Origin of the sequence: Aquimarina sp. AU474 (genome assembly GCF_900312815.1) — a bacterium.
Lineage (GTDB): Bacteria > Bacteroidota > Bacteroidia > Flavobacteriales > Flavobacteriaceae > Aquimarina.
This window is the reverse complement of record NZ_OMPE01000009.1, coordinates 1,369,168-1,394,060: the sequence shown is the minus strand read 5'-3', so window position 1 is coordinate 1,394,060 and position 24,893 is coordinate 1,369,168. Positions and strand designations below refer to the sequence as shown.

The window sequence follows — 24,893 nt, the reverse complement described above, 5'->3', positions numbered from 1 at the left end:
AAAAATAGCTATTTATCAAATAGTTCTCGTATTTCGGCCAAGGAGGATACAAAAATATCTGTATCAGACATCGCATTAGCAACTATCAAACTTCCTTGTACTTTTACTAGAGATTCTTTTCCTTTCTTTAGTGCTTCTTCTTCGGTAAAGCCAAAATCTAAACCTAATTGTGCAAAATATTTAATCCATCGATTCATCTCGCCCTTGATTTCCTCTCCAAAAATCTGCATTCCAGATTCCATAGATAATGATCTAAGAATACAAGTTTCTTTTCCTTGATTATACAATTCGCTAATTCTGGATAATGCCATCTCTAAGCGTTCCGTTGCTGCAATATTTTTATCCGCTAACAATTGATACAAATTTGTATGTAACCACTCTGAAGAATGTAATAAAACCGCCATACCAATCTGCTTTTTCCCTTCAGGAAATCTATGATATAAGCTAGCTTTTTTTAGACCTGCCTTCTCTGCCAGCTCATTAAGGCTAGCTCCTTCATATCCCTTTTCTCTAAAAACCTTAAATAGGCCTTCGATTAATTGTTTATTTTCTACTTTAACGGGTCTCATAATGGTTCAAATGTACGAATAAATAGTTTTTTACCAAACGTTCGGTAATTACTTAACTTAATTTTAACTAATATAAATTTACATCCCTTTAAAAGTATTGCCCGATCCCAAAAACAAATCCATTGGTCGCATCCTCAGTAATACCATACCCATAATCAATTCTAAAAATAGCATTAAAGATTTTTTTATGCGTAAAACGTAAACCTGCACCTGGATAAATTCTATAGTTTTGAGAATCACCAAAATCACCAAAATCACCTCCAGGGTTACGCCAGCTACCTCCATCTACAAATACATTACTCTGTAATACAAACCAATCTTTCTCATAAATGGTATGTCTATACTCTGTATTTAAAACAATAACACCTGTTCCTCTATCAATGGTATTACCCACTCCTCGAATATTTAAATTATTGTCTACGGCAAATGGCGCAAATGGCGAATCGTCATTGGTGGCCAATCCTAATCGTAATCTAGAAGCCCAATTTCCTCTTTTTCCAACTTTATGATAATAGAAAAAATCATTCCATGCAATTACAAAATCGGGGAGTACATTTTCTGTACTAATTACATATTGCATATTAAATGTGCTCTTAAATCCTGACACATATTGATAATCATAATCCAAATTATCGTACTCATAAATCAGTTTAAAAAGCAACTTATTAACATCAAAATCTTGAGGGATATTAGCGGCAGTAGCCCCACTCTTATACACATAATCTTCATTAAAATAATTAACTCCTGTTTCTATACGGTTTTGAAGATTAAATTGATATAACCCCAAAATTTCATAAGAGGTATTATTATATTTATAATCTGCTGTACCGTTATCCAAAAACACAGGTTCTTCAGTAGTAAGATTACTATAATTAAGAGCTAACCCCAATCGCTTACCAAATAAAAATGGTGCTCTTAGATTTATTCCAAAAGAACTATATATATCATTTTGATACAACCCTCCTAACGTTATATTTTGGCCTAAAAAGTTAAACTCATACAACCCTAATCGAAAAGCAAATTCATCATCATTAGTAGTGTATATGTTAGCCGATGGGATAATGGTAAAATTTTCTTCAACACCATAAATAACTTCGAAACCATCCTCTTTCTCAAATACTTGGTAATATGCGTGGGCTATAGAAGGTAATCTTTTGAGTCTCTTTATATCTTCTTCTATTTGTAAAGAATCTAAAGTGTTTCCTTGCCGGATATTGGTAAGTTTGATAAGTGCAGATGTTTTTGTTTTCTTATTTCCTTGTATCTTAATGTCTACAATTTTAGACTTTTGCGCAGTACAAACGAAACAAAAAAGAGATAGAATACAAACTATCAAATTCTTCATAATCCTATGGTTCAAAGCTTTTTTCTATAAATAAATTAACCCAATTATCTTCACTAACACCCATTAAGGTGAAATTATACATATCCATTAAGGTTAATTGCGGTGGTATTTCTTGTGTTATGTTTAAAACTACATTATCTAGTTTGTAGTATTGAAATTGTTTTTCAAAAGTATAAGTTCCCGAAAGTAATTCATCATTTATATCGGATACTACCTGGAAATAAATTTTGTTCTCTGCTACGATACCGTCTTCCCAACTAAAAATTGGCATTCCAGATGTCATATCATCTATCATTACCTCATTTAGGAACTCTGTGGGTTTGGTACGATGTTTTAATCGAATAGGATTAGACAAATGCAACTTATCGTTTTCAAAAAAAGTAATAATCACCCATTTTTCATCAGTATTCGTACGTTCCATTTTTTTTAAATAACCATTAAAAAAATCGGTTGGAGTAAGATCTACCTGAGTATAGTTTTGATAATTATTCTTATCATCATCAATACTCGATGTTTCATAATATCTTATATTTGTCGATCCTGGTCTAGGATAAACATATGCAATTATTGCATTTTCATCATTTTCGGATCCCGAAGCACAAGCAATCACATTATCTATTTCAATAGTATTTGCATTAACCAGAAATGCCAATGAAGTATCTAATTGTACATTATTTTCATTATCAGTACCACAAGAAAAGATACCCCACGCAACAAAAAAAAACACTATGTAATTAGTTTTACTCATCTTTATAAATTGTTCGCACCACATTTTCTGCAGGTTTATTTTGAATGGTGAAGCGATTATTCTTTTCTCCACCTACTTCCTCATGATTGTGATACCATTTCCATAAAAATCCACCAGCAAACCATGATTCATTCCAAAATTCTTGATACAATGCCGTTAACGCATTATTTTGTGCTTTTAGGTTTACTTTTCCTTCTGATCTACTGGAGTCCCAAGGTTCTTTACCCGTATAATGAATGCTTCTATATCCATATTCGGTAAACAAAACAGGTTTTTCTATTTTATCTTTTAGCGCAATAATTTCGCTTTTATGCTTTTGCCAACCCAATTTAAACTCTTCTACACTAGGTGTTTGACTTTGAGATACCGGGAAATATGCATCAATACCTATATAATCCAATTGATCCCAAAAAGGAACATTATCAAACTGATCCCAGTTCTCTGCATACGTCAATTTTCCGTTATAAATTAATCTTATTTTTTGGATAACTTCACTCCAAAACTTAGGTCTTGTTTGAGCAAATGTGTGCAATTCTGTACCTATACATAGCACGGGCACATTCATCTCTTGAGCCAACTTTGCATACAACATGATAAATTCTTCATACGATTTCTCAAAAACCTGCCAGTTCTCTTCAGAATTCATCTTTATATTTCCGGTAAACTCACCTCTCCACACCCATATTTGAGGTTTCAACATTACCTTAATTCCTTTCTCGTTGAGTAACTCGATAGTTCTTTTGGCACCATCTCTACGCTCACCCCACCATTGTCTTTCTATATTAAAAGTCACTGTAGGCGTTTCTAGATTTTTTAAAAACCCAAAAGGCATTACAGCTGCCCAATTGGCATGTACTGCTACGACTGGCTGTATTGCTTTTGCAGTAATCTCTTTAGGAGAGCCAACAAAACTTACTCCATTTATTTTTGGTTCTTGCGCAGAACATCCCGAAAAAATAATAATAAACAGCAGTAAAAAGACCTTTTTCATAATCGCTTTTTACCGCTGAAAATACAATTTTATTAGAATACAGCTCTTAAACCTATATTAAATGTTTCTCCTAATCCAGTATTGTTACCACGTACAAAATTGGTATACAATGTTTCGATATTAAGTTCTTTAGTTAATTGATACTTAGCTCCTCCACCAACTGCTGTAAAATCTTGATCAAAATCATTACCTAAATCAATAAGTTGTGCATGTTGAGCTAGTGCTAATACTGTAAATTTCGAGCTAGGGAAATAACTAAAAAATATTCCTGGTGTTAATCTAAGACTGTTATTAGCAAAACTTCCTTCTACCGTATCAAAATTAGCATCAAAAACTGCATCTTCTCCAAAGTTTAATTCAGAATTTAACTCTCCAAAAATTTGAAATTTATTTCCTGGAAACGTATAATCATAAAAGAATCTATTTTGCCAAGTAAAACCATCCTGATCCAAAAATACTCCTTGTTCTGTTTCACTACCTGCTAGCGGTATAAAGAATGAACTTTGTATCGAGAAATTATTTACATTTTTAAAAGGTACAAATTTTACCGATGGAGCAATCGATGTAAATCCTGATCGTGCTGTTCCTCTTTCTCCATCAAATTTAAATACATCAAGAGCATCACGATCCGCCACAACATTTGATCTAAATTCTAAAATAACACCTACATTCCATCTCTTATTATTCCCTACTCCTGTATAGGCCTCTACGGTAGATGTAAAAAAAGTTTGTCTTGGTTCTGTCCCATCAGAAAAAGTACTTTCTGTTTGAGTATATAGATTATTAAACCATTTGATATCAAATTGCCCTTTTCCTATTAATTTTGAAGGCGTCAACGTTTGGATCACTGACCCTTGGTCATCATCATCTTGTTCTTGTGCGAATCCAAAAGTTACTGTTATCAAAAGGAAAAATACCGTGGTAATGTTCTTAGCTAATTTCATTATTTACATATTAGTTTATGTATCATTAAAACACTTAGATCGTTATTAACCCTATTTTTTAATGATATTGATGTTAATTATTTTGATTATTTGATTGCGTTTAAAGTCCAGTCATATGGGTAATAAGATACCTTGGCATTAGATGGGATTTTCTCTTTTCTAAATTTGTTTACATAGTCAATTTCAGTTCCGTCTCTAGTAAAATCTACCTTATACCATTCAAAAATTTGAGATAGTTGAACTCTTTTCCCTTTTACCTTAATAAAACTAGGGTTGTTAAGTGCTTTGACTGCTTGTTTCTGTAATTGTTGTTCTAAGCTAGAGGGTTTGTATGCAGATGCAATTATAGGAGGACATCCTAGACCAGCACATACCAATGCAAAATGAAATCTAGCTTCTGCAGGGAAATTCTTTCTAAGAATTTTATTTTCTAAATCGTTTAGAGTAGTGCCTTTACCTGCTATTGTATACTTAGTTTTGTCAAAAAAACCTTTAATACTTGTTGGCGATTTTACAGGATATTTATTTACAACACCTTTGATTACAGATAAATTATAGGCATTAATGTAGAACGCCTGAAACGTTTTGGGCTTACCTTTTGTTACTTGTATTTTGGCAGCTATTGCTAATAATTCATCCAAAGAAGTAGGGTCTTTCTTTATGGCATTATACTTTACTCTTCCATTAGACACATAAGTCTTAAAAAAGGTATCTGCCTTAGCAAAAAAATCGGTTGTACTTTGTGAAAAACCCAACTGCACCGAAAATATAATTAAAATGATTGCTATCCTTTTCATGAGTATTCTATTTTAAACAGTTTATTTTAAAACTGAATTTATACTATATTTTTTTAAATGTTAAAATTTACCTTGGCAACGGGCATTCAGTCGAACCGAAAATCAGCTACTTACAAACAAAATCAGAATTTCTCTAATTTCTTTTTATGATATCAATCAAAGAAATTCATGTACGATAAACTGCATATTGCCTTACAAGTGTATTCGTTTTTAGACTGATTCTAAATTAATTGAACGACTTAAGTTCTTATATTTATGTGCGACTTACTTTGGGAAGTATTCACTTCTAAGTAAACATTGACACAATCAACAACTATCTTTTATGGAACACATCGTGATTATCGGAAATGGAATTTCAGGGGTTACCGCTGCAAGACATATCCGTAAAATGTCTGACAAGAAAATTACCATAGTTTCTGGTGAAACTGATTATTTCTTTTCCCGTACGGCACTAATGTACATATACATGGGGCATATGAAGTTTGAGCATACACAACCCTACGAAAACTGGTTTTGGAAAAAAAACAACCTTGAACTCAAGAATGGTTTTGTATCTAAAATAAATCATGAATCAAATGAACTGGTATTTACTAATGGTGAAACTCTAGGTTATGATAAATTGATTATTGCAGTAGGTTCTAAACCAAATAAATTTGGATGGCCAGGTCAAGATCTTGATGGAGTCATGGGTATGTATCACAAACAAGATCTCGAAAATCTCGAAAAATACGCCCCCAATAATAAAGTTTGTAAGCGCGCAGTAATTGTAGGTGGTGGATTAATCGGGATAGAATTAGCCGAAATGTTACATTCTAGAGGTATTCCGGTTACATTTTTGGTAAGAGAAGATAGTTTTTGGAATGCAGTACTACCCCCAGGTGAAAGTGGAATGATTAATAGACATATCCTTAATCATCATATTGATCTGCGCTTGGGGATGAATCTTAAAGAAATCATTGCCGATGAAAATGGCAAAGTTAAGGGAGCTGTTATACAGGAAACTGGAGAAGTAATTGATTGTAATGTTGTAGGGTTAACTCCGGGCGTATCACCCAATGTAGATTTCTTAAAAGATTCTGGTATAGAACTAGGACGAGGAGTGAAAGTTAATAGATATTTAGAAACAAATATCCCTAATATATATGCTATAGGAGATTGTGCAGAACAACACGAAGCCATTGGTAACCGCAGACCTATAGAAGCAGTTTGGTATACAGGTAGAATGATGGGTGAAACTGTTGCACAGACCATATGTGGAAATAAACTCGAATATAAACCTGGACATTGGTTTAATAGCGCCAAATTTTTAGATATAGAATATCAAACCTATGGTTGGGTATTTGGAAAACCTAAGGAATATGAACAGCAATTTCATTGGATACATGAAGATGACACCAAATGTATTACAGTATCATATCATAAAGAAACCAAAGAGTTTTTGGGTATAAATACATTTGGCATTAGGATGCGCCATGAAGTTTTTGACCTTTGGCTTACCGAAAAAAGAGATGTTGATTTTGTAATGCAAAATCTACCACTGGCCAATTTTGATCCAGAATTTTATAAAACCCATGAGGCAGCAATCCTTTCGGCTTATAAATCATCACAACTACAAACAGCATAAAAAATAAAAGGATCGTAGATTCTATGATCCATCAAAAATATTAAAAAAATGAGCAATAAAATAGATCACAGTATGTCTCTTGCGAGTCCCAATGTCAAAGGGGTTTCGTCTAAACAAAAAATAGCATTGGCTATAGGGTTAGTTGGGCTTTTTGTCTTGGCACTCGCACTTTTTAATACCAATTTTCCAAATCAAGGAGTTTTCTTAGCAATATCTCTCGGATTAATTACCGTAGGAACTGTCCTTTTCGCAAATGACGCCTATTTAACTAAATTAGAAGGAATTAAAAATGATGGGGTTTGGTTTAAATCTATTTCCTCTCGCGGAGTATTAGGTTGGTTAACTGGTGTTGGATTAACAGCCTTTTATGTAGTACTATATTTTTACGCAGACTTATTAGGCCTAGGAACAAATGGTGAAGCTAATACCGGGCTAGTAGCTTTATTCGACCCTTTAAGCCGAATATTAAGTGGTAATCCGGCAAGTCAATGGTTTGTTTATGGTACATTATATACGATTGCTATAATCGCTTTTGGTTATAAATTTATTCTAAAATATAGACATAACAGATATCAGCAAATCCGAACCGTTTCTGTAATGTTTTTTCAATTAGGATTTGCATTTCTGATTCCAGAGTTCATGGCTAGATTAAACTCAGAAACTTTTAAATTACCATATTACGACTTAAAAAATGTATGGCCATTAAATTATTATAACTTCGAACAATATAGAATAGATGAGTTTATTAATGCTGGTAATATTGGATTAGCATTACTAATTTTTGGAATCGCTTCTATATTTATCATTACTCCAATTCTTACCTATAAATTTGGTAAGAGATGGTATTGTTCATGGGTTTGTGGATGTGGTGGATTAGCCGAAACTGCTGGAGACTCGTTTAGACAATTATCTAGTAAAAAATTAAGCGCATGGAAACTAGAACGTTGGTTAATTCATACTGTATTGGTATTTGCTGTGGTAATGACAACAGCAGTCGTATATACGTATTTGGGATATGACCCCAATAAATATTGGTTAACTAAAGATGTTTTTCTAATGAGTGTTGCTGGGTTTCTAACATTAGTTTTTGTTGGTGTTATGGTTTTTAAAAGAAAAGAATTAGGAAAAGATGCCAAATACGGAGCTATTGGATATTTTGCAGTAATCATATTATTAATAGGTATTCATGTATTTGGTGATGGTGGTAAAATATTTTTCTTGAAAGCAGAAACACTTCGATCTTCTTACGGTTTCTTAATCGGATCTATATTTTCTGGTGTTATCGGAACCGGTTTTTATCCTATTTTGGGTAACAGAGCTTGGTGTAGATTTGGTTGCCCTATGGCCGCTATCTTAGGATTTCAACAAAGGTTATTCTCAAAATTTAGAATTACCACTAATGGAGGGCAATGTATCTCTTGTGGAAACTGTTCTACATATTGCGAAATGGGAATCGATGTGAGGTCTTATGCTCAAAAAGGTGAAAATATAGTGAGATCTAGTTGTGTAGGTTGTGGTATCTGTTCTGCTGTTTGCCCAAGAGGAGTTTTAAAATTAGAAAACGATAAATTAGATGGACGCATCAGTTCTAATGAAATTTTATTAGGTAATGATGTAGATTTAATGGACTATGTAAATAAAAAATAATCTATTAAAAATATAAATAAAGAAAAGCCCCGGTTTCGGGGCTTTTCTTATTCTATTATATAGTATAAATCAAGCACTCATACTATGTTGAAAATACATATTGATTGTAGTTCCTTCTTCACGCTTGCTTTCTATTTCAAAAATTCCGTTCTGCTTCTCTACTAACTTTTTGGCTATACTTAAACCAAACCCTGTTCCTTTTTCATTTTCTGTACCTATAGTAGAGTTATTCTTTTCTTTAGTAAATAGGTTGCCAAGACTGTATTCACACATACCTATTCCCTTATCTTCGATTGCAATTATTATATGCTCCCCTACCATTTTGGACCTAACTACTATATTAGAACCTCTATGCGAAAATTTAATCGCGTTTGCTATTAAGTTTCTCATTACAGTTTCCATCATTGCCGGATTAATAGTGATTTTTAAATCCCGCGGTAGTTCATTTATCAAACTAATTTGTTTATTTCTTCGTCTCATATCCGTAAACTCAAATACTTTATCAACCAAACTTGATATTTCTTTAGTTTCAAGCAAAACCTGAGATTGTTTCTTATAAATATTTCCCCATTCTAATAAATCTTCTAACAACTGATTTCCTTTATCGGCAGATTGTCTTATCATTTCTTTAATTTTTGTCTTCTCATGATCATCATCGACTTCATCTACCAAATCAATTAATGATCTTAATTGATAAAATGGTGTTCTTAAATCATGTCCAATTATTCTAAAAAGGTCATCCTTTGATTGATTCATTTCCTTAAGTTCTTCATTTTTTATGCTTATCAATCTGTTCGCTTCCTTAACCTTTCTAGATAATATAACTAGTGTACGTTGACAAAAATATGCCATTAATCCACCACCACTTACAATTACCCCATAAAAGGCAAATTTCTCTATCGGAAATTGAGGATAGCAGAATAAACACACTGTTATAAAAATAAAATTAAGAGCTAACAATATTATAATATGTCTAAAATGAACTAACATCCCTACCGCAAAAAATAGCAACGACATGATCACTTCAACTTTAAGAAAAAATGGTTCAAACTGAAAATTTGGATCATAATAACCCCAAGTTAAGGTTGTCATCATACAAATGACCACTGCATACACCGAAAGTACTAATAGACTTGATTTTCTTATCAAAGATTTACTATATAGCAAAAGTCCAACTGTTACAATAGAAAATGTAAAAAGGCCACGTATAAAATATAAATTAACACCACCATTATTGTATTCTACCAAACCATCTAGGATGATTCCTGGAAGCACTATAAAAAGTGTAGTAAATAATACTTTGTCAAATTTGAAAAGACTTGCTGTTTTCTGGGGTAAAAAATTCATACTCTTCTAAATTTTGATAGATAAGCCCAATCAAGTCAGTGAAAATGTAAGTAATACACTACCAATATAACAATTGTTTAACGGATAAACAAACTAAAAGTGCATTTTATCTATACTTTAATGCATTTAATCGATATTTATTATGTACGACGTGATAATTTGTAGATTAGAATAGTCATATATTCATGATTGAAAAAGCCTAAACAAAAATTGTTATCTAACTAAAAATCAATAAAAACAATGCGTAAGATCAAAATATCACTGATTTTTTTTAAATTATTTGTTGGTGTTGAAGATAATTTTCGTCTAAGCAAACATAAATTAACAATTAATTATGGATAAGCTTATTATTTTGCTTCTTATATACTCTTTGTCGGGAAATCAATTGTTCTCTCAAAAAGACTATCATTATGAGTATTATCCAAATGGTACAGTGAAGGCCGAAGGATGGAAATTAGATGAAACTAAAGTAGATTTTTGGCATTTCTATCATGCAAATGGCAAGGTATCTCATGAAGGGCATTTTAAAAATAATAAGAAAAATGGGTACTGGTATTATTATTCTGAAAAAAGCAAATTACTTAAGGAAGGCCATTTTATTAGTGATAAAGCCGAAAAATGGTGGATTATTTACGATATTGCAGCCGGAATAACCCGAAAGTATCAGTATAAAAACAATAAAAAAGAAGGATATTGCTTATTGTATAAAAACAATAAACTTTTTAAAGCTGAACGTTATATCAATGATATAAAAACTGGTGAATGGACCGATGTTTTTAGCTTTAAAAGAGACAATCCCAACGCTGCTCTATAATGCCTCCAACTATAAACGTTATCATACCCGCTTTTAATGAAGAAGAGTCTATTGCTCATGTGATCAAAGAGATTCCTGATATTGTCTCTGAAGTGATTGTGGTGAGTAATAATTCTACAGATAATACAGAAAGTGTAGCAAAAAATGCCGGCGCAACAGTGTTGATCGAAAAACAAAAAGGGTATGGGTATGCCTGTTTAAAAGGTATGCAATATATCGCTACAAAAGAAACCAAACCCGAAATCATCGTATTTCTTGATGGAGATTATAGTGATTATCCGGCAGAACTTATAAATATTGTAAAGCCAATAATCAATGATGACATTGATATGGTCGTTGGATCTAGAGTAAAAGAACTTAGAGAAGCTGGATCTATGACATTCCCTCAAATCTTTGGAAATTGGTTGGCTACAAGCCTAATGAAACTTTTTTTCAAGGCTAAATTTACAGATCTTGGTCCCTTTAGGGCTATCAAATATGATAAGCTTCTATCTTTAGAAATGGTTGATAAAACCTATGGTTGGACAGTAGAAATGCAGTTAAAAGTGTTAAGGAAACGTTACAGTTATAAAGAAGTACCCGTGCATTATAAAAAGAGAATTGGTGTCTCAAAAGTTTCAGGAACCATAAAAGGTGCTATATTTGCAGGCGTTAAGATTTTAAGTTGGATTTTTAAATATAGCTTTTCATAATGGATATTGCTATCATCATAACCTACACATTGGCCCTACTAATTATATTTATGTATAGTTTGGCGCAGCTCAATCTACTTGTTAATTATCTAAAAGCCCGAAAGCAACCTGACAACTCACCAACTTTTGACTTTTCTAAACAAGAAGAAATTCCCCTTGTAACTGTTCAATTACCAGTATTTAACGAATTATACGTAATGGATCGTTTACTGGATAACATTGCAGAACTTGATTACCCAAAAGACAAACTGGAAATTCAAGTATTAGATGATTCTACAGATGAATCTGTTATTACTACAGCTTCACGTATTGAAAAATTGCAGGCTACTGGATTAAACATTAAACACATTTGTAGAGAAGATAGAACTGGTTTTAAAGCTGGGGCATTAAAAGAAGGACTTAAAATTGCTCATGGAGAGTATATTGCCATTTTTGATGCAGATTTTCTTCCTGGTAAAAATTGGTTATTGCAAACTATACCCTACTTTAAAGATCAAAATATAGGAGTTGTTCAAACACGATGGGGTCATATCAATAGAGATTATTCTATGCTTACTAAAATTCAGGCTTTTGCTTTGGATTTTCATTTTACAATGGAACAAGTAGGTCGAAACTATAAGGATCATTTTATTAATTTTAATGGTACTGCTGGTGTTTGGAGAAAAACATGTATTGAAGATGCAGGAAATTGGCAAGGTGATACACTAACAGAAGATCTTGATTTAAGTTATCGTGCTCAACTCAAAAAATGGAAATTTAAGTATCTAGAAGAGGTAGAAACTCCTGCAGAATTGCCTGTTGTTATTAGTGCAGCGCGTTCTCAACAATTTAGATGGAATAAAGGTGCGGCCGAAAACTTTCAAAAATTGTACTGGAAACTCCTTAGAGACAAAACAGTTCCTTTTAAAACAAAATTTCACAGTTTCTTTCATTTACTAAACAGTAGTATGTTTTTATTAGTATTGCTAGTAGCAGTACTTAGTGTACCTGTAATGTACATCAAAAATAGCAATCCTTTATTTAGCTGGTATTTTAATGTAATCGCCTTCTTTGCATTAAGCACAGTTATATTTTTCTTTTGTTATTGGCATACCTTTAAAAAAATTCATGGAAAAGGGTTTTGGAAGTTTATGGAGTATATAAAAATGTTTTTTACCTTTTTCTCTATAGCTATGGGATTTTCTGTACATAACTCTATGGCAGTACTTGAGGGTCATTTTGGAAAGAAAAGTGAATTTGTACGTACACCAAAATTTAATATCAATACTCTAAAAGATTCCTGGAAAGGAAATAAATATGTAAGTAAGAATATTTCTGGCAATACTATTATCGAAGCTTTATTAATGGCATATTTTGGATTTGCATTGTACAGTGCATTTAAATTGCAAGATTTTGGTTTATTCTTATTTCACATTATGTTATTTCTTGGTTTTGGATTTGTATTTCTCAAATCCGTAACTTCTAAATTATAATGTTACAACAATGGAAATATAACAGATTTTCCATTCTCCTTATTCTTATTGGTATTCTTTTTTATTGGAGTTTTGGGTATCAGTTAGAACGTACTGATTTTTTTAAATTGATTAGTCTGTGGTCTGTCGTATTTTTCATTTCTTATAAACTCATACAACAAAACTCAGATAACTGGAAACTTCTTGCCTTTGCCGCATTGATATTTCGGCTTGTGTTTTTGTTTGCAATCCCAAACTTATCGCAAGATTTTTATCGATTTATATGGGATGGGCGAATGTTATTAGAAGGTTTTAATCCCTATCTATCACTACCCGAAATCTGGATCGCAGATGGTAATGCTCCCATTGCGCAAGCCCAAGAGCTATATAATGGCATGGGAACACTTAATGGCCATCATTATACCAATTATCCTCCCGTAAGTCAGTTTTGTTATTTTATTGCCGCATTATTCGCCAGTAAAAGCATTATTGGATCTGCTATAGTATTTAGAATACTCATTGTTTTGGCAGATGTTGGTACATTTTTCTTTGGAAGAAAATTATTAAAATCTTTTAACCTTCCTCCAAATCGCATTTTTTGGTATATCCTCAATCCTTTTATTATCATTGAACTAGCCGGAAATCTTCATTTTGAAGCAGTAATGGTCTTTTTTATTATTTGGTCATTATATCTACTTCAAAAAGGCTACTGGTACTGGGCAGCTGTTGTGTTAGCTCTTTCTGTTTCAGTAAAATTAATTCCACTTTTGTTTTTACCTTTATTCTTTAAAAATTTCGTTTTTGGCAAGGAAAAAGCATTTGACAAAAAAAACATTACCTCGGGATTATTTAAATTAATAGGATTCTACAGCATCGTAATTGGTACCGTATTGCTAACATTTGCACCTTTTCTTTCTGGAGAATTCTTGAATAATTTCAGTAAAACAATTAGTTTATGGTTCCAGAATTTTGAATTTAATGCAAGTATCTTTTTTGTAATTCGTTGGATCGGATTTCAAATTGTTGGATGGAATGTAATTGAAACTGCCGGTAAAATCTTACCTATCATTGTAATAGTCATATTACTAGGCTTAACCTTTATTAGAAAAAATAATACAATACCTCAACTAATTACGGCAATGATACTTGGTATTTGCATGTATTATTTCTTATCGACAACAGTACATCCCTGGTACATCGCAGTGCCATTGTCACTTTGCATATTTACCAATTACAAATATCCTATAGTATGGTCTTTTGTGGTTATTTTAAGTTATACAGCATATATACATCCAGATTTCAAAGAAAACCTTTGGATGGTAGGACTAGAATATCTTTCGGTATTTGCGATTTTAGGTTGGGAAATTTATCATAATACCAAATCTTCGCAACAACCACTTATAGCATCTTCAAGTTAATAACTTCTTGCTCTGTAAGCTTACGCCAATGACTTCGAGGTAAATCTTTTTTGGTAAGTCCTCCAAAAATTACTCGATCTAGTTTAATTACATCATAATTAAAATGTTCAAAAAGCTTATGAATAACGTTATTTTTTGAAGATTGTAATTGCACGCCTATTTCGCTCTTAGAGGCACCATCGATATAAGATATTTCATCTACCTGGATAAAACCAATTTCTAGTTTAACACCTTTACTTATTTTTTCTAAATCTTCAAATTTCAAATTGCGATTCAATTCTACATGAAAAATTTTGCGAACCTCACTTTTATGATGTGTTAATTTCTTTTCAAGATCCACATCATTCGTAAAAAGCAATAACCCGGTAGTATTACGCTCTAATCTTCCTACCGGTTTCAATCTTGCTTTAGAAGCATTTGCTACTAAGTGCATAACTGTTTTAGTCTTTTCTGGACTTGTAGTAGTTACAAAACCTTTTGGTTTATTAAGAAGAATATACTCTTTCTGTTCGGGAGTAATTAATCGACCATCAAATTTTACCTCGTCTGTAAGTTTTACCTTGTAGCCCATTTCGGTAACAGGTTTGCCATTTACCCACACACTACCTGTTTGAATATATAAATCAGCTTCTCTTCTAGAGCATACTCCAGAGTTAGCAACAAATTTATTAAGCCTTATCTCATCTGAGTTTGAAGTCTTTTTTGGTTGTTTAACGGTCTTTTTAATTGGAGCACGACTTGGTTCAAAAGATTTCTTTTTTGATTTTCCACTTCTTTTTCCTCCTTGAGAATGATCTCCACGACTCATATCATAAATTTTGTGCAAAGATAGTTGTTTCCTTCTTAGGTTTAACAACTATTCTTCACCAAACCAAACCGTGCTTTGTCGTTCGCGATTCACACTCAATTGAGTTACATCAGGTCTCGAATAATGTCCCACAGGGTCAAAGTTTTGTCTTTCTTGTAATACCCTATTAAAATCTATAGTTTCGATCAATAGACCTTCTTTATGTAGTACAGGTTCCATCACCCATTCACCATCAGGACCAGCAATACAAGAACCTCCATTACCCAAAACGTCTGGAGCATTTTTTAATACTTGATCTAAATGTGGTGTAGTTGCAGGAAAATCTTCTTTTCTCATTAAACTCGACACCGAAATAACATAAGATCTAGATTCTCTTGCAATAAAACGCGTAATGTCCTTAGTATTATAATCGCTTCCCGGCCATACTGCTATATGTAAATTCTCTCCTTGACCATACAAAGCCGTTCTTGGCAAGGGCATCCAGTTTTCCCAACAGTTTAATCCACCAACAGTAAATGCTTTTAATGGATGTACTCGAAGCCCGTTACCATCACCAGGAGACCATGTTAATCTCTCTTCATAAGTAGGCTGAAGTTTACGATGTACAGATTTAATTTCTCCTTGCTCATTAATATATACTAATGATGCATACAAACTATGTCCTCCTCTATCCAATGGTCTTTCGATAATCCCCAAATAGATAGCTATATTATTTTTCTTGGCAAGATCACAAACAGTATCTAAATCACCTTTTTCGATTACTATCGCATTTTGAGCATAATGTGCATGTATTTCTTTTTGGACAGTGCTATCAAACTGTGCTCCATCTGTAAGAGAAACCCAAAAAGGATAACCTGGCAATAAGGATTCACCGAAAACGATTAAATCTACTTTTTGAGCTGCAGCTTCTTGTATAGAATTTTCTATTTTTTTTATGGTTCCTGTTTTATCTAACCAAACAGGAGAAATCTGAGCCAAAGCCACTTTTAGTAATTGATCTTTCATTAATAGTTGAGTTATTTTAATATGTTAAGATCGGCATTTCACCAATCACTTTATTGTTTTTTTGAGGAAATCCCAACATTTGATTAACAAATAATTAATACATAAAACTGAATACCAGATGTTTATATTCTTTAAAATATCAATCAAAAAAGTTTTCTCATAACCTTAAGGTAACATTAGAAGTTACTTAAAAACCAGAAATGCATATTATTAATAAACATACACTGAGAATTCGATAACCAAAAAAACACTAGTATGATAATCTTAAAAAGTAAACATATAAAAAGTATGCATCACTCAAAGTTTAATTTACGTTAAAACCTATTCTTTTTAACTTAATCGTAATGCAAATCATACATTCTAGTAAAATCAAAAAATGGAAAAATCGATACCTCTGATCTACATTTGTCTTGTAATATTAAAACAACAAACATTTTAAAACCAGATCTTAAAACCCAAAAAAAATGAAAAAGTCAACAATTTTATTATTCGTCGTTGTACTAGGATTAGGTCAAGTATTTGCATCTAATGACAACCCAACAAAAAGTCCAGAACAAGAACTTAGAAACAGAATCGCTTTACTTCTTGACAAACCTGAAATCAAGGTAGAAAAAAACGAAGTTGTAGCCGACATCCAATTTATTTTAAATGGTAAAGGAGAAATCGTAGTGCTATCTGTAGATTCTGAAAAAGAAATTATTGAAGATTATATTAAAGCTAGATTAAACTACAAAAAAGTAAAAACAGAAGTTACCAAAAAAGGAAACAAAATATTTCAAATCACTTTGAAAATTAGAAAACCAGCAGTGTAAATAATTAGATTAGCTCTTTCTGTTAATACTATAAAGCAGTTGTATATTTTACAGCTGCTTTTTTTTTACCAAAGAACTCTATCCAAAATCATATTAACATCTATTAATACAATGCTAAAAGTTCCCGCAACTATAATAAGTTTTAAAATATTATGTAGTGATAAATAATGACTTCTACCTTTTGCCCACCACAACCCAATCAAAAATATCACAAGAAGCATAAGACATAAATAAAAATACAAATACATATATCCAATTGGATATCTAGTAAGTAAAAAATAAATTGGTACTCCCGATGTAAAAATCAATGCACTTATTATTCTTTTCGATATTAACTCGCCATAAACAACAGGTATCGTTTTATAATTTTGAGCCATATCTCCTCTTAGATTACCCAAATCTTTCACCATCTCTCTCATGATTAACATCAAAAATAAAAAAGTAGCGTGAACAAAAATCACCTCATCGAAATTTTTATAATAAATGAATACTGCAAAAAAAGGAGTTATCGCCAATATTGAAGCTACGGTATTACCCACAATGGGGAATTTCTTTAACTTATGAGAATAGAACCAAATACCGAAAATATAAATAGAAAAAAAGGCTACTGCTCTAAACGACACATAACTAGCCAAAACCACAGATAAGAAATTTAATATAAAATATCCCGTGAGTTTAGTTTGTTGACTTACCAAACGATCTAACATCGTTTTCTGAGGTCTATTGATTAAGTCCTTTTCTTTATCATAAAAATTATTAATAATATATCCTGCCGCAATAACACCTGCAGAGGCTAACACAATTACAAAAAGATTAGGGTCGAAAAGAACATTTCTTAATTTAATGTGTGGAGCTAAAATAAAAATAGAAGTGAGATACTGAGCAAGAACAATAATAAGAATATTATACCCCCTAACTACAGAAAACAAACTTAATAGTTTAAGAAAAAAGAGTTTATTTTTTCTTGTAAATAGCAACATATATTACTAAAAATTATAGACTACTTCGAGCTTATAATCTTTAAGCGATGCTTGAGCTTTATCAAAATCTTGAGTGAATCCTAAAATATAACCTCCTCCTCCAGAGCCGCATAACTTAAGATAATAATCATTGGTTTCAATTCCTTTTTTCCATAAACTGTGAAATTGTTTAGGAATCATTGGTTTAAAATTATCAAAGACTACGTGAGAAAGTTCTTTGATATTAGAAAATAAAGATTTCACATCTCCTTTAAGAAAATCATCAACACATGCGTCTGTATATTTAACAAACTGATCCTTTAGCATATTTCTAAAACCCTCTTGTTTCATACTTTCCATAAAAATACTAACCATGGGTGCAGTCTCTCCTACAATACCACTATCTAATAAAAAAACTGCTCCTTTTTTATTTTCTGTACTTTGAGAAGGTATTCCTGCGGGTTCTATATTATCTTTAGAATGAATTAAAATGGGTAAACTAAGATAACTATTTAAGGGATCTAATCCTGAGCTACTCCCATGAAAAAAGGACTCCATTAACCCAAAAATCTCCTTTAGTTTTAATAGTTTTTCTCGAGTAAGGTTTTCTAAAACCGTGATTTTTTCTTCAGCATATTTGTCATAAATAGCAGCTACCAAAGCACCACTACTTCCAACACCATATCCTTGAGGGATACTACTGTCAAAATACATTCCAGAATCAATATCTGCATTAAGCTTTTGAAGATCAAAACGCACGATTCCTTTATCTTGGATTTCTTCTAAGTATTTTGCAAAATTACTAAGGTTAGTATTAGATTTTATAGAATCTTGATCAGGTTTATCAGAAACTTTTAGTGCTCCTTTAAAAAAATTATACGGAATCGATAGACCCTTAGAGTCTTTAATAATTCCATATTCTCCAAACAAAAGTATTTTAGAATAAAATAACGGTCCCTTCATTATTGCTGATGTAGTTTATCTAATAGGTATTCCTTACTTGGATAAAGTTACAATATTTTTGCTCCCCATCCTATTTTGTCGCAAATATACTGCCCATTCTGACAATACGCAACTAACTCATTAGTAATGAACTCCAAAACTTGATCTTTTTCAGAATCTGGATATAACAGATGCACATTTGCGCCTGCATCTAAGGTAAAGCATAGTTTTGAGTTCATTTTTTTACGATACTCCCAGACTAGATTAATTGCAGATAATGTATTCGGTTTCATAAGAATAAAATACGGTAGAGAAGTCATCATCATCGCATGCAATGTTAGAGCTTCGCTTTCTACCACTTCTATAAAAGCATCTAAATCACCAGAAATTAAAATTTCTTTAAGCCTAGTTATATTCTCAGAAGCTTGTTCAAATCTTTTTAGTGCAAATGGGTGATTATGCATTAGATTATGCCCCACAGTACTACTTACTTGCTTTTCGCCTTTATCGATCAAAAGAATTGTATCTCTATATCCTTCAAAATTTTGATGAGTTTTATACGGAAATGCAACTGCAAATACATCACTACTACCTTCTATATCCTTATGTTCTCCCCAAACTGTAATTGGCCCCTCTAAACTTCTACAAGCACTCCCAGAGCCCAAACGAGCTAAAAAAGAAGTTTTCTGGATGCATTCGGCATCAGAAATATCAGGGTTTAACTTTCTCTCCAATTGCATAAGGCAATAAGCTAAAGCACTCATACCACTTGCTGAAGAAGCAATCCCACTACTATGAGGAAAGGTATTACTTGTTTCTAGAACAAATGAATATTGTTTTAAAAAAGGAAGATAAGGTTCTACTCTGGCGAAAAATGTTTTTATTTTTGGTTTGAAATCTGGCTTTGATTTTCCTTCAAACAATAATTCGAAATCAAAATCATCAGAACTTTTATCTAATTTTTTATATGCCAAACTAGTAGTAGTTTTACATTCGTCTAATGTAAAACTTATAGAGGTATTCTCTGGAAGTTGCACAGGTTTTTTACCCCAATATTTAACCAAGGCGATATTACTTGGAGAAGAACAAGTTATAACTCCTTCATCAGGTAATTCAGAAATTATAGGCCAAGTAAACTGAGGATAATCGTTCATATTCTAAAAAAATTTAAACAAAGATAAGTGCTGCAAGATATTTAAAGCCATAAGTAGTTAAAATAAATTGCTATTTTAGTACTGCACTAACTCATTTTGATGAAAAAAAAGGTATTTCGCATAAGTATTGCGGTATTGATATGTATTTTGATTGGTTTTTTGGGTAGTATTGCAACCCAGACATCAATTGACACTTGGTATCAAACTTTAAATAAACCTTTTTTTACTCCGCCAAATTGGATTTTTGCTCCAGTCTGGACAATTCTGTATATTATGATGGGTATCGCAGCAGGAATTGTATGGAGTAGAGGCTTTTATCATAAATGGGTAAAAGTTGCGTTATATCATTTTGGGTTTCAATTGTTACTCAATGCTGCGTGGTCCATTTTTTTCTTTGGATTACAAAACCCGTTAATTGCATTATTGGATATTATAGCCCTTTTTATCCTATTGCTATTTACGATCAAATGGTTTAAAGTAGTAAATACTACAGCCGCTTACCTACTTATCCCTTATGTTATTTGGGTTGCTTTTGCAGCTGCATTGAATTTTGGCATATGGCAATTAAATTGAATGAAGAATAAGGAATAAGATTTTTATGAGTAAAAAAGCAATAGTCTTACAGACTACTCTAGAATTAATAACAAAACAAGGCATTAACGCTACTTCTCTTTCTCAGATAATTAAGGAATCTGGCGTAGCGAATGGAACAGTATACCATCATTTTAAAAATAAAGAAGAAATAATTACCGAACTATATCTAATGCTTACGCAAGATTTTGGTACAGTAGTTATGCGAAATATCCCAGAAGATGATCTAAAAAAACAGTTTACAGTGATGTGGCTTAATTTGTTTTACTACTTTGTCAATAACCCTCTTGCATTTATTTTCTCTGAACAAATTGCCCGTTCTCCTGAAATCCCGCAATCATTAAAAGATAAAGCTCGCCAGTATTACAGCGAAATTGAAGAATATTTTAAAAACGGTATCAAACAAAAAGTTTTTAAAACATATAATACTCTAGTTATGGAGGAATTATTTTTTGGAAATGTAGTATCGCTTGTAAAAATTCACGAAAACGAACAAGTAAAACTTCAAGAAAAACATATTAATCAGGCCATCGAAATCTCATGGAGAGGTTTCCAAAAGGATCTTACAGTAATGTAAAAAAAACTAGAAGTTCTGATAAAGCTTTATCAGAACTTCTAGTTTTTTTTACAATTCATTACATCTTAATTAAACGCTATATTAACACAGGAATCTCTATATAAATTCTTTAGCACAAATTCTATGGCCTTTCTTGAGTTTTCTGCCTTTCCTATTTCTTCTCCTTTAAAACTAATTTTTCCAGTGTCTCTGTTCCAATAAAACTCATTATTATCAGATTTAATAATGCGTCTATTTTCTTTGGTTGTTACTTGAAAAGCGTCAAATTCTTGACTATATTCTAAGCCCGAAGGGAAATACACCTCTGTTACAAACTTTGTATCACCTTTTCCATAAACATAACACACACATTCTCCAATATCTTTAGCTTCAGAAACTCGGACCATGTTGTTTTGAACGATTTTCCAACCACCATTGACTCGAATTCCAACAACATCCATCAACATAGTTCCTTTCTCTGCCAATTTATTATCAATAAACGATTCAAAATTAATCACTGCCGAAATCGTACCTGCTCTTTCCTTTTGAGCTTGAAAAACAACTTTATCTAATATGAGTCTAAATCTATAGTTATCATCACCTATAATATCATCTAATTGAGAAGAAATATCTTTTTTATCATAATTTTTTCTCACTAAAGCTCCTGATAAATTCACATAAACTGTATTACCGCTATATTTTTCATCAAACAAGCTTAATACATCTTCTTTCTGCGTTCCCTGGGTTAAAGCATTCATTTTGTTAATATAATCCATCAACAGCTTCTTAACGGGTTCCTTCCCGTTAAACGCATGTCCATGATAATAACCATTAAATAAAAAAATGAAAACAAATAATAATGTAATTTTCTTCATAGTTAACGAGGTATTGGTTAAACCTTATTAATATACGAAATTTTATGAAGAATAGCTAGGTTAGTTTACTTAATTCCAATAATTTAATTATTGTTTTAAGGTTTCTTGTAGTTGCCGTACTTTTTAGTTTTTTTTCAAAAAAATTGTTGCTTAACTTACTGTTTCTACATCCATTTGCCGCATAAAGATAAACTGCCTTATCGGTAATCAAAAACTGCTCTTCTCCATATGTATTCGCATTTAACTCTTCTACCCCTAAAGAATCAGGCTCAGACGATAGTAATGTGAAGAACATTTTTTTATCCTCTAATTCTTCCTTAGACAGTTGTTCTAAAAAAGGATTGTTATCATATATCAATTTCAAAACTTCTCGAGTAAGCACCAAAACTGGCACATTAAAATCAAACCGCTTTTTAATCCCATTTTTGATTAACTCAGATAGCTCTTCAGTATTTTTTTGATTTCCTTGAAAAATAATATTACCACTTTGTATATAAGTGGTTACTTGTGTAAGGTTCAACTTTTCGAACATTACTTTTAAATCAGCCATTTTTATTTTATTATGACCGCCAACGTTAATTCCTCTAAGTAAAGCAATATATGTTTGCATATTATGAAGTTATGGCTTGCGCAGCAATAAAAGCTCCAGTCCAAGCATTCTGAAAATTAAACCCTCCTGTGATAGCATCAATATTTAACACCTCTCCTGCAAAATACAAATTCTTGTGCTTCTTACTCTCGAATGTCTTAAAGTTAATTTCTTTTAAATCTATTCCTCCGGCGGTAACAAACTCTTCTTTAAATGTACTTTTACCCTGTACCTTAAACTTCCCGTTGGTCAGCTCTTCTGCTAACTTATGGAGCTGAACTTTACTTATATCTGCCCATCTGGTACTCCTATCTATTTCAGAAGTCAATACAAGGCTCTGCCAAAGTCTTTTTGGAATTCCGAATTGCGTGTTTTTAAACACCTGTTGTCTAGGGTTATTTGCTTTAAAAAACTTGAATTCTTCTATAACTTCATGTAAAGTCAAATTATTAAGCCAATTCACAATAATTTCGAAAGTATATTGATTTGAGTTTAATTCTATTGCTCCCCAAGCAGAAAGCTTTAATACTGCAGGACCGCTCATTCCCCAATGCGTTATAAGCAAAGGGCCTTGGCTTGATAGTTTAGAATTTTTCACCTTTACCCTAGCTTCCGTAACGACACCTGGCAAATCTTTAATTCTTGAATCTTTAATATTAAAAGTGAATAATGAAGGAACTGGATCTATCGTTTCATGATTTAATTCTTGCAGCAACTTCCATATTTTAGGGTTACTACCTGTAGCTATCATTAATTTTTCAGTAATAAAATCACCATGATTACTTTTTACGCTCCAATTTTCATTTTCGAAACAAAAGTTTTTTACCGAGTGGTTCGTTAAAATTTCAACACCAAATTTTCTTGCTTCGGATAAAAAGCAATCAATTATAGTTTGAGAAGAATCCGAAACAGGAAAAATTCTTCCATCATTTTCTATCTTTAAAGATACTCCTCGCTCATCAAACCAAGCCATTGTATCACCAGTCATAAAAGTGTTAAAAGGTCCTTTTAACTCTTTTTCTCCCCTGGGATAGTTTTTACTAAGTTCATTTGGGATAAACTCTGCATGGGTAACATTGCATCTTCCACCCCCAGAAACTCGAACTTTAGACAACACATCTTTACCTCTTTCAAGAATAGCTATTTTGAGTTTTGGATTATTCTCTGCAACATTAATCGCTGTAAAGAAACCAGCCGCACCGCCTCCAACAATAATTAAATCATAGTTCATTCTGCAAAATTCGGAAAATCAGTGATGATACCATCAACTTTCCATGATTTTGATTGTTGAATTAAAAAAATATCATTTACTGTCCATACAAAAACCTTAAAACCTTGTTTTACAGCTACATCAACCTCTTTTTTAGTTAATGAAGATATAGGTGGATGCACAGAGAATGCATCTAAATCTTTGGCAATAGGTAAAATCACATCTATATTCTCTTCAGTTAAAACACCAATTTTAAATTTTGGATTCATCTTCTTAACATCATATAACTGTTGATGATCAAAACTTGAAATTATAAAATCTTGATACTGCCAGTTTGTATCTTTAATGTATTTCTCAAGTAATCTAACTGTAGCCAAAGCTGTTCGTTCTCCTTTTAACTCTACATTCAATTCACACTTTGCATCTATATGTTTTAAAACCTGATCAAGAGTAGGGATTAAAAAACCTTCTTTTGTAGTAAACTTTTGCAATTCTACCAATGTATAATCCAAGACTGCACCCTCAATATTAGTAGTTCTATCTAGAGTTTGATCATGAATCACAATCAATTCGCCCGATTTACAACAATGTACATCAACTTCTATCCCATTAACTCCAAACTTTAGAGCCTCTGATATAGATTCAATCGTGTTTTCCGCTTTTAATCCTGCTGCTCCTCGATGTCCAAATATCTTCATTCATTTACATTTTTTTCAAGGTTTACTTTAATGCTCTAAAGTTTATTTCAAAAATAAAATCTCAGTTTCAAAAAATGAAACTCAACACCCTTATCATTGCAGTGTAGATAATAACTGGGGTTTAAGAAATGACTTTAATTGTCAAAAACAGTTTGTTTTTCTACGGGAATCAATAAACTCTAAATCCAAACTGGGTAGGACGAGACATTGGATTTAAAGGCAGTACAGTTGCCCCATAATTTTTTCGGCAATTAGCTGATTTTTTGCAATTCCCTAAATTCTCCTATACTTGGTATAGGAGAATTTT

Annotated in this window: 25 protein-coding genes; 9 read left to right on the top strand and 16 right to left on the bottom strand. The window is 32.2% G+C overall.

The window, feature by feature from the left end; all coding sequences use genetic code 11:
* Nucleotides 1–8 precede the first annotated feature (8 nt).
* The 6 genes from DK508_RS19545 to DK508_RS19520 form a co-directional block, all read right to left on the bottom strand.
* The gene (locus tag DK508_RS19545; RefSeq protein ID WP_109302464.1) at nucleotides 9–569 is read right to left on the bottom strand and encodes a TetR/AcrR family transcriptional regulator; all 561 of its coding nucleotides are present in this window, start codon (nucleotides 567–569) and stop codon (nucleotides 9–11) included.
* 88 nt (nucleotides 570–657) lie between these two features.
* Complete coding sequence (locus DK508_RS19540) at nucleotides 658–1,914, bottom strand: FtsQ-type POTRA domain-containing protein (protein ID WP_109302463.1); 1,257 nt, start codon at nucleotides 1,912–1,914, stop codon at nucleotides 658–660.
* Nucleotides 1,915–1,918: 4 nt separating this feature from the next.
* Nucleotides 1,919–2,662: a hypothetical protein gene (locus DK508_RS19535; RefSeq protein WP_109302462.1), complete on the bottom strand. Its 744-nt coding sequence runs from the start codon at nucleotides 2,660–2,662 to the stop codon at nucleotides 1,919–1,921.
* Nucleotides 2,655–3,653 carry a glycoside hydrolase gene (locus DK508_RS19530; RefSeq protein ID WP_109302461.1) on the bottom strand — a complete coding sequence of 333 codons (999 nt, stop codon included), beginning with the start codon at nucleotides 3,651–3,653 and terminating at the stop codon, nucleotides 2,655–2,657. The genes DK508_RS19535 and DK508_RS19530 overlap by 8 nt, the downstream gene beginning before the upstream one ends.
* Before the next feature lie 32 nt (nucleotides 3,654–3,685).
* Nucleotides 3,686–4,597, bottom strand: a complete 912-nt coding sequence (locus tag DK508_RS19525; protein WP_109302460.1) for a hypothetical protein — start codon at nucleotides 4,595–4,597, stop codon at nucleotides 3,686–3,688.
* Between the two features lie 86 nt (nucleotides 4,598–4,683).
* On the bottom strand, nucleotides 4,684–5,394 hold the full coding sequence (locus DK508_RS19520) for a DUF547 domain-containing protein (RefSeq protein WP_109302459.1): 711 nt from the start codon (nucleotides 5,392–5,394) through the stop codon (nucleotides 4,684–4,686).
* A gap of 322 nt (nucleotides 5,395–5,716) precedes the next feature.
* Here DK508_RS19520 and DK508_RS19515 point away from each other — a divergent pair, with 322 nt between their 5' ends.
* Nucleotides 5,717–7,018, top strand: coding sequence for an NAD(P)/FAD-dependent oxidoreductase (locus DK508_RS19515; protein WP_109302458.1), 1,302 nt, complete (start codon nucleotides 5,717–5,719; stop codon nucleotides 7,016–7,018).
* A 48-nt stretch (nucleotides 7,019–7,066) separates the two neighbouring features.
* Nucleotides 7,067–8,665: a 4Fe-4S dicluster domain-containing protein gene (locus DK508_RS19510; RefSeq protein ID WP_109302457.1), complete on the top strand. Its 1,599-nt coding sequence runs from the start codon at nucleotides 7,067–7,069 to the stop codon at nucleotides 8,663–8,665.
* Nucleotides 8,666–8,734: 69 nt separating this feature from the next.
* Here DK508_RS19510 and DK508_RS19505 read toward each other — a convergent pair whose 3' ends face one another.
* Nucleotides 8,735–10,012 (bottom strand): sensor histidine kinase KdpD, encoded by a 1,278-nt coding sequence (locus tag DK508_RS19505; RefSeq protein ID WP_109302456.1) that lies wholly within the window; start codon nucleotides 10,010–10,012, stop codon nucleotides 8,735–8,737.
* Between the two features lie 334 nt (nucleotides 10,013–10,346).
* Between DK508_RS19505 and DK508_RS19500 the strand changes: the two genes are divergently transcribed.
* The 4 genes from DK508_RS19500 to DK508_RS19485 are packed head-to-tail and all read left to right on the top strand — an operon-like array spanning nucleotide 10,347 to nucleotide 14,387.
* On the top strand, nucleotides 10,347–10,826 hold the full coding sequence (locus DK508_RS19500) for a toxin-antitoxin system YwqK family antitoxin (protein ID WP_109302455.1): 480 nt from the start codon (nucleotides 10,347–10,349) through the stop codon (nucleotides 10,824–10,826).
* Entirely contained in the window at nucleotides 10,826–11,518 is a 693-nt protein-coding gene (locus tag DK508_RS19495; protein ID WP_109302454.1) for a glycosyltransferase family 2 protein, read from the top strand. Before DK508_RS19500 ends, DK508_RS19495 begins: the two co-directional genes overlap by 1 nt.
* Entirely contained in the window at nucleotides 11,518–12,990 is a 1,473-nt protein-coding gene (locus DK508_RS19490) for a cellulose synthase family protein (protein ID WP_109302453.1), read from the top strand. Before DK508_RS19495 ends, DK508_RS19490 begins: the two co-directional genes overlap by 1 nt.
* Complete coding sequence (locus DK508_RS19485) at nucleotides 12,990–14,387, top strand: mannosyltransferase (protein ID WP_109302452.1); 1,398 nt, start codon at nucleotides 12,990–12,992, stop codon at nucleotides 14,385–14,387. Before DK508_RS19490 ends, DK508_RS19485 begins: the two co-directional genes overlap by 1 nt.
* Here DK508_RS19485 and DK508_RS19480 read toward each other — a convergent pair.
* Together DK508_RS19480 and DK508_RS19475 are read right to left on the bottom strand one after the other, a co-directional pair.
* Entirely contained in the window at nucleotides 14,368–15,195 is an 828-nt protein-coding gene (locus DK508_RS19480; protein WP_109302451.1) for a pseudouridine synthase, read from the bottom strand. The two genes, DK508_RS19485 and DK508_RS19480, sit on opposite strands and share 20 nt — an antisense overlap.
* 48 nt (nucleotides 15,196–15,243) lie before the next feature.
* Nucleotides 15,244–16,200 (bottom strand): carbon-nitrogen hydrolase family protein, encoded by a 957-nt coding sequence (locus DK508_RS19475; protein WP_109302450.1) that lies wholly within the window; start codon nucleotides 16,198–16,200, stop codon nucleotides 15,244–15,246.
* Between the two features lie 464 nt (nucleotides 16,201–16,664).
* Between DK508_RS19475 and DK508_RS19470 the strand changes: the two genes are divergently transcribed.
* The gene (locus tag DK508_RS19470; protein ID WP_109302449.1) at nucleotides 16,665–17,012 is read left to right on the top strand and encodes a hypothetical protein; all 348 of its coding nucleotides are present in this window, start codon (nucleotides 16,665–16,667) and stop codon (nucleotides 17,010–17,012) included.
* Nucleotides 17,013–17,077: 65 nt separating this feature from the next.
* Here DK508_RS19470 and DK508_RS19465 read toward each other — a convergent pair whose 3' ends face one another.
* Genes DK508_RS19465 through DK508_RS19455 form a run of 3 tightly spaced genes read right to left on the bottom strand, consistent with a single transcriptional unit; the run spans nucleotide 17,078 to nucleotide 20,067 of the window.
* A complete protein-coding gene (locus DK508_RS19465) occupies nucleotides 17,078–17,992 on the bottom strand; it encodes a geranylgeranylglycerol-phosphate geranylgeranyltransferase (RefSeq protein ID WP_109302448.1) in 915 nt (304 codons plus the stop codon).
* Nucleotides 17,993–17,998: 6 nt separating this feature from the next.
* On the bottom strand, nucleotides 17,999–18,934 hold the full coding sequence (locus DK508_RS19460; protein WP_109302447.1) for a mevalonate kinase: 936 nt from the start codon (nucleotides 18,932–18,934) through the stop codon (nucleotides 17,999–18,001).
* Between the two features lie 47 nt (nucleotides 18,935–18,981).
* Entirely contained in the window at nucleotides 18,982–20,067 is a 1,086-nt protein-coding gene (locus DK508_RS19455) for a diphosphomevalonate/mevalonate 3,5-bisphosphate decarboxylase family protein (protein ID WP_109302446.1), read from the bottom strand.
* A 99-nt stretch (nucleotides 20,068–20,166) separates the two neighbouring features.
* Here DK508_RS19455 and DK508_RS19450 point away from each other — a divergent pair, with 99 nt between their 5' ends.
* Nucleotides 20,167–20,640, top strand: a complete 474-nt coding sequence (locus tag DK508_RS19450) for a TspO/MBR family protein (RefSeq protein WP_109302445.1) — start codon at nucleotides 20,167–20,169, stop codon at nucleotides 20,638–20,640.
* Nucleotides 20,641–20,665: 25 nt separating this feature from the next.
* Nucleotides 20,666–21,235 (top strand): TetR/AcrR family transcriptional regulator, encoded by a 570-nt coding sequence (locus DK508_RS19445; protein ID WP_109302444.1) that lies wholly within the window; start codon nucleotides 20,666–20,668, stop codon nucleotides 21,233–21,235.
* A 65-nt stretch (nucleotides 21,236–21,300) separates the two neighbouring features.
* Here DK508_RS19445 and DK508_RS19440 read toward each other — a convergent pair whose 3' ends face one another.
* From DK508_RS19440 to DK508_RS19425, 4 genes are read right to left on the bottom strand one after another with little or no spacing between them, the layout of a single operon-like run.
* Nucleotides 21,301–22,089 carry a hypothetical protein gene (locus tag DK508_RS19440; protein ID WP_109302443.1) on the bottom strand — a complete coding sequence of 263 codons (789 nt, stop codon included), beginning with the start codon at nucleotides 22,087–22,089 and terminating at the stop codon, nucleotides 21,301–21,303.
* A 55-nt stretch (nucleotides 22,090–22,144) separates the two neighbouring features.
* The gene (locus DK508_RS19435) at nucleotides 22,145–22,699 is read right to left on the bottom strand and encodes a DUF1697 domain-containing protein (RefSeq protein ID WP_109302442.1); all 555 of its coding nucleotides are present in this window, start codon (nucleotides 22,697–22,699) and stop codon (nucleotides 22,145–22,147) included.
* A 1-nt stretch (nucleotide 22,700) separates the two neighbouring features.
* Entirely contained in the window at nucleotides 22,701–23,909 is a 1,209-nt protein-coding gene (locus tag DK508_RS19430) for an NAD(P)/FAD-dependent oxidoreductase (RefSeq protein WP_109302441.1), read from the bottom strand.
* Nucleotides 23,906–24,586, bottom strand: a complete 681-nt coding sequence (locus DK508_RS19425; RefSeq protein ID WP_109302440.1) for a glycerophosphodiester phosphodiesterase family protein — start codon at nucleotides 24,584–24,586, stop codon at nucleotides 23,906–23,908. The genes DK508_RS19430 and DK508_RS19425 overlap by 4 nt, the downstream gene beginning before the upstream one ends.
* Between the last annotated feature and the right edge of the window lie 307 nt (nucleotides 24,587–24,893).